The 14,437-nt window shown below is 70.8% G+C and carries 17 protein-coding genes; 14 read left to right on the top strand and 3 right to left on the bottom strand.

From position 1 onward, the window contains the following. Positions 1–19 precede the first annotated feature (19 nt). Positions 20–820: an MBL fold metallo-hydrolase gene (locus ACMGFH_RS21465; protein WP_415380668.1), complete on the bottom strand. Its 801-nt coding sequence runs from the start codon at positions 818–820 to the stop codon at positions 20–22. A gap of 149 nt (positions 821–969) precedes the next feature. Here ACMGFH_RS21465 and ACMGFH_RS21460 point away from each other — a divergent pair, with 149 nt between their 5' ends. From ACMGFH_RS21460 to ACMGFH_RS21410, 11 genes are all read left to right on the top strand, one after another. Beyond that, complete coding sequence (locus ACMGFH_RS21460; RefSeq protein WP_415380667.1) at positions 970–1,488, top strand: hypothetical protein; 519 nt, start codon at positions 970–972, stop codon at positions 1,486–1,488. Positions 1,489–1,594: 106 nt separating this feature from the next. Next, positions 1,595–3,031, top strand: coding sequence for a tRNA pseudouridine(13) synthase TruD (gene truD / locus ACMGFH_RS21455; protein WP_415380666.1), 1,437 nt, complete (start codon positions 1,595–1,597; stop codon positions 3,029–3,031). A gap of 106 nt (positions 3,032–3,137) precedes the next feature. Next, on the top strand, positions 3,138–4,160 hold the full coding sequence (locus ACMGFH_RS21450) for a hypothetical protein (protein ID WP_415380664.1): 1,023 nt from the start codon (positions 3,138–3,140) through the stop codon (positions 4,158–4,160). A 136-nt stretch (positions 4,161–4,296) separates the two neighbouring features. Then, positions 4,297–5,022 (top strand): DUF2103 domain-containing protein, encoded by a 726-nt coding sequence (locus ACMGFH_RS21445; RefSeq protein WP_415380663.1) that lies wholly within the window; start codon positions 4,297–4,299, stop codon positions 5,020–5,022. Between the two features lie 85 nt (positions 5,023–5,107). Next, a complete protein-coding gene (locus ACMGFH_RS21440; RefSeq protein WP_415380662.1) occupies positions 5,108–5,389 on the top strand; it encodes a 50S ribosomal protein L37ae in 282 nt (93 codons plus the stop codon). Continuing rightward, the gene (locus tag ACMGFH_RS21435; RefSeq protein WP_415380661.1) at positions 5,386–5,520 is read left to right on the top strand and encodes a DNA-directed RNA polymerase subunit P; all 135 of its coding nucleotides are present in this window, start codon (positions 5,386–5,388) and stop codon (positions 5,518–5,520) included. Before ACMGFH_RS21440 ends, ACMGFH_RS21435 begins: the two co-directional genes overlap by 4 nt. A gap of 13 nt (positions 5,521–5,533) precedes the next feature. Continuing rightward, positions 5,534–5,791 carry a KEOPS complex subunit Pcc1 gene (locus ACMGFH_RS21430; protein WP_415380660.1) on the top strand — a complete coding sequence of 86 codons (258 nt, stop codon included), beginning with the start codon at positions 5,534–5,536 and terminating at the stop codon, positions 5,789–5,791. 164 nt (positions 5,792–5,955) lie between these two features. Beyond that, a complete protein-coding gene (locus ACMGFH_RS21425) occupies positions 5,956–8,655 on the top strand; it encodes a PAS domain-containing protein (RefSeq protein WP_415380659.1) in 2,700 nt (899 codons plus the stop codon). 154 nt (positions 8,656–8,809) lie between these two features. After that, positions 8,810–9,211: a hypothetical protein gene (locus ACMGFH_RS21420; protein WP_415380657.1), complete on the top strand. Its 402-nt coding sequence runs from the start codon at positions 8,810–8,812 to the stop codon at positions 9,209–9,211. Between the two features lie 127 nt (positions 9,212–9,338). Beyond that, positions 9,339–9,734 carry a prefoldin subunit beta gene (locus ACMGFH_RS21415; protein WP_415380656.1) on the top strand — a complete coding sequence of 132 codons (396 nt, stop codon included), beginning with the start codon at positions 9,339–9,341 and terminating at the stop codon, positions 9,732–9,734. Further along, positions 9,735–10,028, top strand: a complete 294-nt coding sequence (locus ACMGFH_RS21410; protein WP_415380655.1) for a DUF3194 domain-containing protein — start codon at positions 9,735–9,737, stop codon at positions 10,026–10,028. It begins immediately after the preceding gene. Between the two features lie 155 nt (positions 10,029–10,183). Here the strand turns inward: ACMGFH_RS21410 and ACMGFH_RS21405 are convergent, their stop codons facing one another. Together ACMGFH_RS21405 and ACMGFH_RS21400 are read right to left on the bottom strand one after the other, a co-directional pair. Continuing rightward, positions 10,184–10,447, bottom strand: a complete 264-nt coding sequence (locus ACMGFH_RS21405; RefSeq protein ID WP_415380653.1) for a hypothetical protein — start codon at positions 10,445–10,447, stop codon at positions 10,184–10,186. An 86-nt stretch (positions 10,448–10,533) separates the two neighbouring features. Next, on the bottom strand, positions 10,534–11,628 hold the full coding sequence (locus tag ACMGFH_RS21400) for a phosphotransferase family protein (protein WP_415380652.1): 1,095 nt from the start codon (positions 11,626–11,628) through the stop codon (positions 10,534–10,536). A gap of 163 nt (positions 11,629–11,791) precedes the next feature. On the opposite strand from ACMGFH_RS21400, the gene ACMGFH_RS21395 reads away from it, so the two are divergent. The 3 genes from ACMGFH_RS21395 to ACMGFH_RS21385 all read left to right on the top strand — a co-directional run bounded on the left by ACMGFH_RS21395 (position 11,792) and on the right by ACMGFH_RS21385 (position 14,360). Next, a complete protein-coding gene (locus ACMGFH_RS21395) occupies positions 11,792–12,487 on the top strand; it encodes an SDR family oxidoreductase (protein WP_415380650.1) in 696 nt (231 codons plus the stop codon). Between the two features lie 87 nt (positions 12,488–12,574). Then, positions 12,575–14,041 carry a hypothetical protein gene (locus ACMGFH_RS21390; protein ID WP_415380649.1) on the top strand — a complete coding sequence of 489 codons (1,467 nt, stop codon included), beginning with the start codon at positions 12,575–12,577 and terminating at the stop codon, positions 14,039–14,041. A 22-nt stretch (positions 14,042–14,063) separates the two neighbouring features. Further along, positions 14,064–14,360: a DNA-binding protein gene (locus tag ACMGFH_RS21385; RefSeq protein WP_415380648.1), complete on the top strand. Its 297-nt coding sequence runs from the start codon at positions 14,064–14,066 to the stop codon at positions 14,358–14,360. Positions 14,361–14,437 lie beyond the last annotated feature (77 nt).

Genomic DNA, 14,437 nt, shown 5'->3' with positions numbered 1-14,437 from the left:
GCCGCGACCCGGTCGGCCGTCACCCCACTGGGCTCGCCCGCTTGCCGTCCCATCCGACCGCGCCCTCGACGGCGAGCTTTTCGAGGTGCGCGCGCACCGTCGCCTCGGCGAGGTCGCGCACCCCCGCCAGGTCCTTCTCGTAGGCGGCGTCGCAGACCGCGGCAAGGGTCTCGGCACCGCCCTCGACGGCCCGGCGAACGCGCCGCTCGCGGTCGAGGCGGTGTGCGATCAGCCGCGTCGCCGTCGCGCAGACGGCGGGCCCCTCGACCGTCGGGCCGTGACCCGGCAGGAGGCGGTCGGGCGCCATCGCGTGAACGCGCCGGAGGGACGTCAGGTACGCGCGCATGTCGCCGTCCGGCGCGCCGACGACGACGCTTCCCTGGGCCACCGCCAGGTCGCCGCAGACGATCGCGGTGTCGCCCCCGTCTTCGCCCGCGGCGAAGGCGACGTGTTCCGGCGCGTGACCCGGTGTATCCACCACCCGGACCGCGCCGTCGCCGGTCTCGATCGTGGTCCCTTCGGCGAACGCCCGGTCGGGTTCGATTCCGGTCTCCGCCTCGAAGGCGTCCCCACGCCCGGTTCGCGCCCACACCGTCGCGTCGCGGCGGTCGGCGTAGTGTGCGACCGCCCCCACGTGATCCGGGTGGTGGTGCGTCACCGCGACGTGGCCGACGCCGCGTTCCGCGGCGAGCGCGTCGAGTTCGTCGGACTCGGCTGCCGGGTCGACGAGCAGGGCCGGATCGGCCCCCAGCACGTACGCGCCGGTCTCCCCTGTCGGCGCTCGCGTCGCCACCTCGACGCCAACTCGCGTGACCTCCATTGTCGCCACAGAGGGGCGCCGGCCACGTGTCGGTTTCGGGGACCGACCGCGGCCGGCTACGCTCCCCTCCGCCGGGCCCCTCCCCTGTATAAGCTTTCTGTCCCGATTCATCCGACACGTTTACCAGTCACAAATCCCTGGCCCGAGGCGTGAGACGTATCCTGCTCGCGGTCGGACTCGTAGCGATGGTCGCACTGGCCGGCTGCTCGGCGCTCGACGGCGGGGGCGCCGACAGTCAACCGACGACTATCTCCGACGAACGGGTCGCCCTCGACGACGACAGCGCGGGCGCGACGGGCGTCAACCAGACGCTCCGGATCGCGGCCGACGAGACGACTAACGGCACCGAGTTGACCGCGATCGGCGCGACGTACCCGCGCGAGAACTTCACCGTCGACTCCGCCCAGCACGAGGATATCGTCCTCGGCGTCGACACCGACGACGACGGCGAGGTCGAGGAGTCGTTCGACGAGAGCCACGTCAGCGGCGTCAACAACAACGCCTACTCCTTCGACGTGACGCTCGACACAGACTACACCCTCGAAACGGGCGACGTGGTCGTCGTCGGCTACCCCGCCGTCGACAACCCCGAGGAACCCGGTGAATACGACGTCGAAGTGCGACTGAACGACCGGCAGAACGCGACCGGGACCGTCACCATCGAGTGACGGCGGCGGTCCGATAGTTTTCGACGGGAACGATCGTCGCAGAACGGTTCCCCCCGACGCCGCTCGACAGACACTTACTCGTGCCCGGGCGACCGACCACCACTCGATGCGCGAGGCACACCCCGTCGAGCGGGCGGTCGGCATGGAGTACTACGTCAGCGACGCGCCCGGCGTCGGCGGCCACCTCCGGGAGGCGCCCGAGGACTTCCGGGTCCGCGAGGTCGAGGCGTTCGACCCCGAACCCCTGGACGCCGACCCCGGCGGCTACCCCCACCTGCTCGCCCGGGTCACCCTCCACCGGTGGGACACCAACGACTTCGCCTCCGAACTGTCGGACCGGCTCGGCATCTCCCGGGAGCGCGTCTCCTGGGCCGGGACGAAGGACAAACACGCCGTCACCACCCAGCTGTTCTCCGTCGCGAAGGCCGACCCCGACGCGCTACGCGAGGTCGAGATCCGCGATGCCGACATCGATCTCCTCGGCCGGACCGGCCGCCCCGTCCTCTTCGGCGACCTGGCCGGCAACGCCTTCGATATCATGGTCCGCGAGCCCGACAGTCCCGAACACGTCGACGCGACGACGGCCGATCTGCGGGCGTTCGCGACCGGCGGCGGGAGTGCGGACGGAGCGGCGGACCCCGACGGAGGGGCCACCGTCGGCGTCCCCAACTACTTCGGCCAGCAGCGCTTCGGCAGCAAGCGACCGGTCACCCACGAAGTCGGCCTGGAGATCGTCCGCGGGAACTGGAAGGGCGCGGTGCTGGCCTACGTCGGCAACCCCGCCGAACGCGAACCCGAGTCGACCCAGGAAGCACGCGCGTACGTACAGGAAACCGAGGACTGGGCGGGCGCGCTCGACCGACTGCCGCGGCGGCTCGGCTTCGAGCGGTCGATGTGCCACCGCCTCGTGGAGCGACAGGAGGCCAGCGGCGGCGCGCTCGACGACGAGGACTACCGCGCCGCGCTCGAAGCCGTCCCGTCGAACCTCCAGCGGCTGTTCGTCAACGCCGCCCAGTCGTTCGCGTTCAACCGGATCCTCTCCGAGCGACTGGAACGAGGCCTGCCCTTCCACGAACCGGTCGCCGGCGACGTGGTCTGTTTCGCCGATTCCGACGCGCCCGAGGAATTCGCCCTCCCGGACGCCGACCGGACCCAGCGAGTGACCGAGGACCGCCTGCGGACCGTCCGGCGCCACTGCGAGCGCGGGCGGGCGTTCGTCACCGCGCCGCTCGTCGGCACCGAGACGGAACTGGCCGACGGCGAACCCGGTGAGATCGAACGCGAGGTGCTGGCCGACCTGGACCTCGCTCCCGAGGACTTCGACCTCCCCGAGGCGTTCGAGTCGACGGGGACCCGACGGGCGATACTCCTGCGGACCGACCTGACCGTCGAGCGCCAGAACGAGAGCGGGGATCAGATCGACAGCGACGCCGGCGCCGATGTCGACGCGGACGCGCTCTCCTTCGCGTTCGCGCTCCCGAAGGGGAGTTACGCGACGGTCGTCCTCCGCGAGTACCTCAAGAGCGACCCCGACGACCTGTAGCGCGCCGAACGAACCCCCGCGACCCGGGCCACGGCGTGGCCCGTTCCCTGAAGCGCTCGCTTGAGGCTACAGAAGGGGTATATCCCGAACGGGCGTCCGAGGATCCATGCACCGCCGTACCCTCCTCGCGAGCGCGGGCGGCCTCGCGGCCGCGAGTCTCGCGGGCTGTATCGCCGACTCGACCGGCGCCGGCTCTCCTACCGACGACTCGTCCGACACCGCGACGGACGGCGACGGAGACGCCACGGCGACGCCGACTGCCACCGACGGCGGGACCGACCGGTCGACCGACACTCCGACGCCGCCCCACGACGCCCTGTTCCCGCCCGGCCGCGACGACGTCGAGACGGTCGTCTGGTTCCGCGAGGTGTCGGATCCCGACGCCGCGCTCGTGCTCGAACACTCCGCGGCGTCGGTCGCGCTGCCGGACGCCGAGATCACGTTCACGCTCCGCAACGGCACCGACCGACCGTTCCAGACGAACTTCTACGACTGGGCGCTCTATCGCTGGGAAGGCGGGCGGTACCACCGCGTCGCCCCGCAGGCGGTCCCGCAACCGCTGATGCAACTGGCGCCCGGCGAATCCCACCGCTGGAGGGTCGCGCTCGGCAACGACGACCGTGCGACGGCGCTCAGATGGAGCGAAGGGACCGAGGCGATCGCGGTCGACCCCGTTGGCGGCGGCCACTACGCCTTCGCCGCCGAGGGCTGGTGGAAGGGCCAGGAACAGACGCCGACCTACGAGCACAAGACCGTCTGCGCTGCGCGGTTCGAACTCGACGGGCCGCGCCTCGACCTCGTCCCCTCCGATGCGGTGACCGACACCCGTCGCGAGGGAGACACCGTGGTCGTCTCCGCCGACAATCCACGCGGCGGTGAGGACCGAACCGAAGCGACCTACGTCCTCACGCGCAACGACGACGCGACCGGCGCCAGGGAGTTGATCACCGAGCAGGCGTACCGGGAGTGGCCGCTCCGCGACGCGCTGGCCCACGCCGGGCCGGACGTGCGCGAGGTCCGCGTCGACACGGCGACCGGAGTCACGCCCATCTTCGGCGTCCAGTCGGACGAGGACCCGGCCGTCACCTACGACGGCCGCACCTACCGGATCAGCGCCGAGAAACGATAGGCCGGGGGCGACGCTCGGCGGTCGCGTCGGTCCGGCGCTCGCAGCCGACAACAGGGGCCTCAGGCGACGACCGCGAGCGCCCGCCGCGGCGACGCTTCCGCGCCCCTTTTGCCGTTCGACCGGAAACCCACCGGACATGGAGTGTCGGCGGTGCGGCTCGTCGCTCGACAGGCCGGGCGATTACTGCCTGGTCTGTCGCTCGGAGAACGCCGACGCGGTCGTCCTCGAACTCGACCGCGAGCGCGCCCGCGTCACCACGCTCGTCGACGAGGAGGTCGCCGGCGTCCGCGAGGTGACGACCACCCCCGAGGACGGCGACGAGACGGGCGTCATCGAGTTGCGCAACTTCGCCGGCCTGATCGCCGACGAGGTCCGCCGCAAGCGCCCCGAAGAGGTGTACGCCACCGGCGACCGCGACGTGCTGCGAGCGGTCCGGCGCCAGCTACACCACGAGTTCTACCGCATCGGCGACGCCGACGAACCCATCGAAGCCGTCCTGTCGCGCCGCGGCGAGGCGCCCCTGGAGGTGGTCGAGACCGCGCCACGCGAGAAGATCGGCGGGTCGCACTCGACGCTCGTCGGCGGGCGCGCCGGCCAGCGAGCCATCCAGACGGTCGCCGGCCACCCCCACGTCAAGAAGATCATCCCCGGCCCCATCGACGCGGGCGGGTCGGGCTCGCGGTCGGGCGTGCGGGCGAAGGCCACCCGCGCCGGCGAGAACGGCAACGTCCGCCTGCTCATCCGCGACGGCTCCTCCGTCCAGGAGAACCGCGTCGTCACGACCGCACGCGAGCGGGAACTGGGCGAGGTCGTCCGCGAAGACCTGAACGAGGCCCTGAGAGAGGCCGATCTACAGGAATAGACGGGTCGGTCCGAGAGGCGGCGCGACGGCGAGGCCGACGTGACTCGCAGGGTTTATACGGCCCACTGCCGGACAATGCGATACTATGGCTGAACAGCAGGGACGAACCGGGAGCGCGGGACGGTTCGGCGCGCGGTACGGCCGCGTCGCTCGCCGCCGCGTCGCCGAGATCGAGGGCGAAATGAACGAGGAACACCAGTGTCCGGACTGCGGTGAGGACCGCGTCGACCGCCAGGGCACCGGTATCTGGGAGTGCGGCTACTGCGGCCACACTTTCACCGGCGGCGCGTACAGCCCCACGACCCCCGGCGGCCGGACGGTCACCCGGTCCATCCGCGCGGCGCTCGCAGACGACGACGAAGAATGAGCTACAAGTGTTCCCGCTGTAAGCGCGACGTCGAACTGGACGAGTACGGCGGCGTCCGCTGCCCGTACTGCGGTCACCGCGTGCTGCTCAAAGAGCGCAGCCGCGACATCAAAGAAGTCGACGTCAACTGACGCGACTGCAGCCGTGGACCACGAGGCCGTTTTCGAGTTCGACTATCCCGACCCCGAGAGCGCCCGCCGCGTCCGTCGCAGCGTCGGCGTCGAGGTCGGCGACATCGAGGGCGACCGCACGACCGCGACCATCGACCGCGACGGCGCGACGTTGACACTGACCGTCGCCGCCGCCGACCTCGTCGCGCTCCGGGCCGGCTGTAACACCTGGCTGTCGCTCGTCTCCGTCGCCGAGTCCTGCGCCGACGCGACGCCGCGACCCGACGGCTGACCGACGGACCGGGACGGCGACCGGAGTCGACCGAGGGCCGCCACCGTCCTTGGAGCCCCGCATCGGCCGCTCGCGGGCGGATCCAGGCCAACAAGTTATGGACCTGCGCGCAGTACCGTTCCCTCGATAGCTATGGGTCGCGAAACCGTGCCGGTGGGGGGAGCGTGAGCGAGCGGTTCGAGTCGCGGCGAGACGCCGGGGACCCGCTGGTCTCGGCGGTGCTCGCCGCCGTCGACGACCCCGCCGCCGTCTGCGATCCGACGGGCCGCGTGCTGGACTGGAACGGCGCCTTCGCCGACCGCGTGGACGGGGTCGGCGACCTCGGCGACGCGTCGTTCGCCGACCTGGTCGACTGCGCGAGCGACCCGCTCGCCCGCGCGGTCGAGACCAGCGAGGAGACGATCGGCAGCGGGCCGCTCGCGTCGACGGGCCGGGAGGTGACCGTCGCCGTCCGCCCGGTCGAACGCGAGGGGAGCGTCAGCGCCGTCGTCGCGACGGTCTCGGAGCCGCCCGAGCCCTTCGAGGACGACCGGGCGCTCTACGAGGCCAGCGTCGACGCCGCGGCCGACAGCGTGTACGTCGTCGACCCCTCCTACAGGATCCGCGTCGCGAGCGAGGGGTTCACGCGCTTTACCGGCGTCCCGACCGACGCTATCGAGGGGCGGGACGTGGCCTGCCTGCGAGAACTCGGTATCGTCGACGAGGGGGCCTTCCACGAGGGGATGCGGGCGCTCCGCGCGATGTTCGCGGGCGAGTCCGACGACGAGCGAGTCACCGCCGAGGTGGCGCTGGACGACGGTCCCGGCGTGGTCGAGAACCGCATGCGCCCGATCGAACGCGACGGGGAGGTCGTGGCCGTGGTCAACGCCGTCAGGGACGTGACCGAGCGCGAGTGGCGGCGCGAGGCGCTGGCGACCAACCGCGAGCGGCTGTCGACGATTCTGGACGACCTGCCAGTGCTGATGGTCGTCGTCGACGGCGAGGAACGAGTCGAGCACTGCCAGGGGATGGACTTCGACGCGTTCGACTGCGACCGCTCGGACCTGCTCGACGAACCGATCGAGGCGTTCGAGCCGACCTGCCCCGACGTCGTCGCGGGGTTCCGCCGTGCGCTCGACGGGGAGACCGCCTCCGCGACCGAGACCATCAACGACCGGACGTACACGGTCTGTATCGAACCGCTCTCGGAGCCGGTCTCCGAGGCCGGCGCCGAACCGGTGGGGGCGGCCGGCGACTCCGCGGGGGAATCGACCGGCGCCATCGCGGTCGCGATGGACGTCACCGACCGGACGCGCCGCGAGGAGGCGCTGCATACCCGCGAGCAGGAGCTCCGGGCGGTCATCGACAGCAGCGCGGACCCGATCGCGATGCAGGACCTCGACGGGCGCTTCCAGGTCGTCAACGAGGCGATGCTCGCCGCGCTGGAGACCGATCGGGAGCGCGTGGTCGGGTCCCGGCACGAGGACCTGTTCCCGGACGCGTTCGCCCAGCGCGTCGAAGCCCACCGCCGCGCAGTCCTGGAGACCGAGCGAGCGCGCGTCGTCGAGGAGTCGCCCCCGGCGGACGACGAGCAAGCGGTGATCCAGCTGACGCTCGCACCGTACCACGGGCCGGACTGCGAGGTGCAGGGGACCGTCAGCATCGCGCGCGACATCACGGAGCTCGAACGCCAGCGCGACGAACTGGAGACGCTGACCGAGATCCAGGAGCTCGTCCAGGAGAGCATGCGCGCGCTGACGGGCGCGACGACCAGCGATGCCATCCAGGAGACGGTCTGCGACCGGCTCGCCGAGTCCGAGTTCTACGAGTTCGCGTGGATCGGGCAGCGCCGGCCCGGCGAGCGCGAGCTCCAGCCGGCCTACTCCGCGGGGGCCGTCGGCGACTACCTCGATTCGGTCACCGTGAACGTCGACGCGGGCGACAACGGGAACGGCCCAGCGAGCAGGGCCTACCGCACTGGGGACATCCAGGTCGTCCACGACGTCCATTCCGACCCGGACTTCGAGCCCTGGCGCGAGGCCGCCGTCGAGAACGGGTTCGAGTCGGTCGCCGCCGTCCCGCTAACCCACGGGTCGACGACTCACGGGCTGTTGGGCGTGTACGCCGACCGACCCAACGCGTTCAGCCAGCGGGAGCTCGCCGGCTTCGAGACGCTCGGCGAGGTCGTCGGCTTCGCTCTCTCGGCCGCCCAGTACCGCCGACTGGTCGAGGCCGATAGCGTCCTCGAACTCGAGTTCGAGGTCCGCGGCGAGACGCCGTTCAACGAGGCCAGCCGCGAGCACGACTGCCGCTTCGAGATCGAACACGCCGTCCGGACCGGCGACGACCGGGTCGTCAACTACCTGACCGTCGAGGGAGCCGACCCCGCCGTCGGTGAGTCGGTCGCGCGCTCGCTGTCGAACCTCGAGGCCCTCCGTCGCCTCGACGGCGACGACGGCCCCCACTACGAGATGACGCTGACCGACTCCGTCTTCCAGTACCTCGCGGACGTCGGCGCTCGCGGCGAGCGCGGGGTCGTCGAAGACGGCGTCGGGCACATGCACGTCGAGGCGCCGGCCGACGCCGACGTCCGGAAGATCACCGACGCGATCGACGAGCGGTTCCCGACGGTCGACCTGGTCGCCAAGCGCGAGAAGCGCCGAGCGGACGCCCCCTGGTGGCACAGCCACGGCGACATCGGCACTCGGCTGACCGACCGACAGCGGGCCGTCCTCAAGACCGCTTACTACAACGGCTACTACGAGTGGCCGCGCGACGCTGACTCCGAGGACCTCGCCGACTCGCTCGACATCGCCTCGACCACGCTCCTCCAGCACCTCCGCAAGGGCCACCGCCGGATCCTCGAAGCGATGTTCGAAACCTGAGGCGACGGAGCGGTCGACGCCCTCCGACAGCGGGAGACGGGCTCTACTCCGTGATAAATGAATTCGTCCGAACAGGTGACTGTGGTAACATGACCCCTAGACTTCTAGGGCCGATATTCTTGGTGGAGAGCAGGCAACGGTAGGGTAGACGGGTATGAGTGAACGGACAGGGTCGAAGGACGAAGACCGTGGTGGTACACAGACCTACGACGAGCCGGAGGGGGATCGACCGTACATCGACACGGTGTTCGACGCGCTCGCGGACTGGCGGCGACGGGAGGTCTGCCAGTTCTTCCGCGAGACGGACGTGAGCACCGCGACCGTGGACGAACTGGCGATGCTGCTCGCGGCGTGCGAGCCGTCCGGGCTGGGGGAGTCCGACGGTCGCACGCACGATGAGTTTGCGACCGAGCTGACGGAGACGCACCTGCCGCGACTCGACGCCGCGGGCGTCGTCGACTACGACGACCGCTCGGGCACGGTCCGGTACTGGGGCCAGCCCACCGTCGAGAAGTGGCTCGAACACGTGACGGAAGTCGACGGTCGCTGCGCGTAGCGGCCGACGGCGGCGGTCGACCGGCCCGGCGGCACGGTCTGAGCGGTCCGGACGCGAACCGCGAGGGCCCGGTCGCCGCTCGATCGGAAAGCGGGGGTTTTTCACCACGGGTCACGCACGGCAAGACATGCAGGGTAATCTGCCGCCTGAAGCACAGGAGAAACTCGAGGAACTGCAGGACCTACAGGAGAAGGCCCAGCAGGTCGCCGCGCAGAAACAGCAGGCCGAGACGCAGCTGCAGGAGTCCCAGACAGCGCTCGAAGAGCTCGAGGGCATCGACGAGGACACCGGCATGTACCGCCGCGTCGGCGAACTGCTCGTCCAGACCGACTACGCCGACGCCCAGGACGACCTCGAAGAGAAGGTCGACAGCCTGGAGGTCCGCGTCGACACGCTGACGAAACAGGAAGAGCGCGTCCAGGAGCAGTTCGAGGAGCTCCAGACGGAGCTGCAGAACATGCTGCAGGGCGGCGGCGCGGGCGGTCCCGGCGGCATGGGCGGTCCGGGCGCCGGCGGCGCGTAAATGCCGGCCGACGACTCGGCGGGAGCTGACGCGGACGCCGACGCGGGTTCCGACGAGGGCCCGTCGGACGAGACCGTCGTCCAGACCGCGGCCGAAGCCGCCGAGAACGTCGTCTTCTCGCGATTCGACCGATCGTCGGTCGACGACCTCGACGTCACCGTCACCTTCGAGGACGGCATCCTCGAAGTGGACGTCTACCTCAACGCGCCCGACGCGTCGGGCGACCCCGACCGCGTCGCCGACGACGCCGCCCTCGCCGCGCGCGGCGCCGTCGACGACCTCTTCGGCGCGTAACCGACCGCGTTCTCGGTCGGTGTCGTTCGCTCCCGAGTGCCGACAGCGGCGACCGCCGCCTCGCCGTCTCGTTCACGGTCGACGCGGAGATAGAGAAACCGCTTCAGCGGCCGCTCTTCGTAGCGATCGACAGGAGCCCCGACCGGCGGACCCGGTCAGTCGCGGTCGATGTCGCCGACCGCGGGTTCGTCCACGCGATCGCCCTCGCCGATGGTCCGGTGGCCGATGAATCCCGACCGGAAGCCGATCCAGGCGAGCGCGCTCATGAAGAGGATGGGCGGGAGGATCATGAAGCCCCAGAGCGGATCCAGCCCCCACCTGAGCAGAAGTACCAGGTCCGCCAGTCCGAGGAGGAGGAACGGCAGCACCGCCAGCGCCGCCCACTTCCGGCTGTAGCCGCCCTCGTCAGTCTCGGCCATACCCCGACTTGGACGCCCACCGCAAAAAGCGACGCGCTCCCGACTGACGGGCCCCGGGAGTGCGACCGCTGGCGTCCGAGTATCGGCTACAGCGGGAACTCCCCGTCGGCGATGCTGCGAGCGATCAGCCCCATGTGATCGATGTGAGGTCCCGACTCCGACGCCTCCCCGGCTTCGACCCGGTGGCGGTGGATGTCCTCCCAGACCGTCGCCAGGATGAAGGCGGCGAACGCGCGGTAGAAGCGGTCGTGCTCGAAGTCGATCCCGGTCGCCGCCTCGTACCGGTCGACGAGGGCGCGCCTGCTGGGGCTCCCCGGCCGGTTCGTGTACGGAGCGAGCCCGCGCTCGTTGGTCACTCGCAGTTCCTCGATGGCGGCTCCGTCTCCGTATCGCGCCTCCAGTTCGTCGAGCGACGGCGTCGGGTCGCCGTCGTCGCGCCACCGGAGCAGGAGATAGCCCAGTTCCGTCAGCGGGTCGCCGAGAAACGCCGTCTCCCAGTCGAGAACGGCGACGATCTCGGGCCGGTCCGCGCCCGCGAAGCACACGTTCCCGGGTCTGAAATCCCCGTGGACCACGGTGGTCGCGGAATCGGTAGGGACGTTCGAGCGGAGCCACTCCGCGACCTCCCAGAGGACGGGGGACTCGCGGCCGGTCACGCTCGTCGCCTCGTCGAGTTGGGCGACGACGTCGTCGAGCTGGTCGCGGAGCGGGCGCCGCTCACAGACGTCGGCGAACTCGCCCGCGTCGAGCGAGTGCAGGTCCGCGAGCGCGTCGATCGACAGCGTTGCCACGTCGGCGCGCGCCTGGGGATTCCGAAAGCGCTCGGGCAGGTCCGCCCCCAGAGGGACCACTTCGCCGTCGACGTGTTCCATCACCAGGAACGGGTCGCCGATGATCGACTCGTCCTCGCAGTAGAGTACCGGGTCCGGGACGGGGACCGGGCTCTCCCGCAGCCGCTCCATCACCGCGTACTCCTGCGTGATATCGTTGAACGACTCGGCCTGGCGCATCTCGTTGGGCCGCCGCAGGACGTACGCCGGATCCGCGGCCTCCGTCGAGACCGCGAGCGACAGATTGAGCCCGTCGTGGATCACCGCTGTCCCGGTGACGGCTTCGCCGAGCGCGTCCGAGAGAGCGGAGACGAGTGTCGCGGTCTCGAACTCCGGCGCGGGATCGGTCATAGCCCCTCGTAAACTACCGGTCGGCATAAATCACCCCGTATAGTGGGACGGTCTCACACGGGGGCAGCGTCGGCCCGGCGACGAGGACGGGAGCGAGTCGTCTGAGCCGGGATCGCAACCAGCGGCGCCGGACGTTTATACGGTATCGGGCGGCACGATTGCTATGGATCTGCGCGAGAAGGCGGCGATCGTGACCGGTGCCTCGTCCGGGATCGGCGAGGCGACGGCAAGGGCGCTGGCGAACGAGGGATGCGACGTCGCGCTGGTGGCTCGTCGCGAGGAGCGACTAGAGCGAATCGCCGACGACATCGAGGGCGCCCGGACGCTCGCGGTGCCGGCGGACGTGGCCGACGAGGACGCGGTGGCGGCGATGGTCGAGCGGACCAGGGAGGCGTTCGGGGGCATCGACCTCCTCGTCAACAACGCTGGCGTGCTCCGGTCCGACCCGGTCGCAGACGCCGCCGTGGCCGACCTCCGGAGGCAGGTCGAGGTGAACCTGCTCGGGGCGATGAACGTGACGCACGCCGCGCTCCCCGACCTGCTCGCGGCCGGGGGCGACGTCGTCACCGTGTCGTCGATGAACGCCCGCTACCCCGCCGAGGGGGCGAGCGCCTACACCGCCTCGAAGTCCGGCGTCAACGGGTTCTGTCGGTCACTCCGGAAGGAGATGCGCAACGAGGACGTCCGGGTGACGGTCGTCATGCCGGGGCCGGTCACGACCGAGATGAACGACTGGGCGGAGTGGGACGGCCGACCGCTCGGCCCCGAAGATGTCGCCGAGACGATCGTCTTCGCCGTCTCCCGCCCCGACCACGTGGAACTGCCCGAGATCACCGTCAACACGACCGACAAGCTCTGATGGAGGGACGACGCCGCGGCGCGCCCGCCCGACCGACTCCCCGAGACGGCTAGCAGTTATCCCACTGGCGTCGAAAGGGTGGCAAACATGGGCACGGATCGGCGGAACGCGGGTGGGCGGGGCTTCCGACGGACCGCTGGGGCCGCCGTCGCGCTCGCCATCGCCGTCGCGGCAGCGGCCGGACGTGCTGCCGCGCACTCCGGATCGCTGGGCGGGTCCGTGGCCTCGGCGACGGTCCCGACGTGGCTGGTGATCCTCACCGGCGGCGTCGTCGTCGGCGGATCCTTCCTGTTCACGTCGCTGCTGACCGACCACGACGCGATGCGCGGGGTGAACTGGTGGCGCATCACCGTCCCGACGCCCGCACGCCTCCGAGAAATCGGGGCCTTCACCCTCCGCATCGGGTCGGTCTGCGTCCTGCTCCTCGTCCTCGCGACCGGGTTCGCCGGCCCGCGGACGCCGACGCGGAACTTCGCGCTGCTATTCGTCTGGGTCGGCTGGTGGGCCGGCTACACGACGACGACGTACCTCGTCGGGAACACCTGGCCGGCGGTCAACCCCTGGGTCCTGCCGGCCGACGGCGTCCGACGACTCCGCGATCGGCTCCTCGGCGACGGGGAGGACCCCTCGATTCCCGAGCAGTGGGGCGTCTGGCCGGCGGTCGCCGGCCTACTCGCGCTCGTCTGGCTCGAAGTCGTCAGCCCGGTCGGGCAGAACCCCCGCCTGCTCGCGGCCGTCGTCCTCGGCTACTCGCTGGTGACCGTCGCGGGCGCCGCCCGCTACGGCGACGTGTGGTTCGAACGTGTCGATCCCGTGAGCCGCGTCTTCGCCGCCTACGGGCGGGTAGCCCCGTTCCAGCGCGGCGGCGGGAACACGGACGGAGACGAGAGCACGGGCGGAGAGGGCGTCGTCACGCTCCGACTCCCCGGCACCGCGCTCACCGAGGACCCGCTCCCCGACCGTCCGGGCGAGGTCGCGTTCGTGGTCGCGCTGCTGTGGGTGACGACCTACGACGGCCTGGTGGCGACGCCGACGTGGGCGGCCGCCGTCGAACCGCTGGTCGCCGTCGGCGTCCCCGCACTGGCGGTCTACGCCGTCATCCTCCTCGCCGGCTTCGCGGGATTCCTCGGCGTCTATCGCCTGGCCGCGCGGAAGGTCCGGAACACCGCGGACACGTACGTCACGGCGCGGGCCATCGAGCGGTGGTTCGCGCCCGCGCTGCTCCCCATCGCCGCCGGCTACCACCTCGCGCACTTCCTGGGGTACTTCCTCGGGCTGGCGCCCGCGCTCGGCGCCGTCGCGCTCAGCCCGTTCGCCCCGCCGACGACGCTGGCGCTCGTCCTCCCCGGCTGGTTCGGGACGGTGAAACTCCTCTGCGTGCTCGGCGGGCACGTGCTCGCTATCTGGGTCGCCCACTCGCTGGCGTTCGAACTCTTCCCCGGCGTGCTCGCGGCCATCCGAAGTCAGTACCCATCGGTGGTGGTGATGATCTTTTACACGATGAGCAGCTTATGGGTGATCACGCAGCCCTACGCGCCGCCGCCGTACGTGTGAACCAGATCGAACAGGCCCGACAATGACAGACTACGCACCCACGCTCCGACCGGCCCGCGACACCGCCGTTCCCGACGGCGAGACGCCCGCAGCGACCTGTCCGCACTGCGAGTGTCCCTTCCGGTCGGAGCACGCCCGCGACCTGCACGTCGGCGAGCGCCACGACCCGATCGACGACGAGCGCGAGCGCTACGAAGCGGCGCTCGAACGTGAGCGCGACGACCTCTGGCTCTTCCACGCCAAGGCCGTCGTCGCGCTCGGCGTCATCTACGCCGCGACGGTCATCCTCTACATGGCCGTCCTCGGCACGTTCTTCTGAACGCGTCCACGGCGGCTCGTCGACGGGTCGAATAAAACGACCGGAGGACCAGTCAGCGGAGTCCAAAAGAGCGTGTG

Origin of the sequence: Halosimplex rarum, assembly GCF_047715405.1 — an archaeon.
Classification (GTDB): domain Archaea; phylum Halobacteriota; class Halobacteria; order Halobacteriales; family Haloarculaceae; genus Halosimplex; species Halosimplex rarum.
The sequence above is the reverse complement of the archived record's forward strand: the minus strand, read 5'-3'. Positions and strand labels throughout refer to the sequence as shown.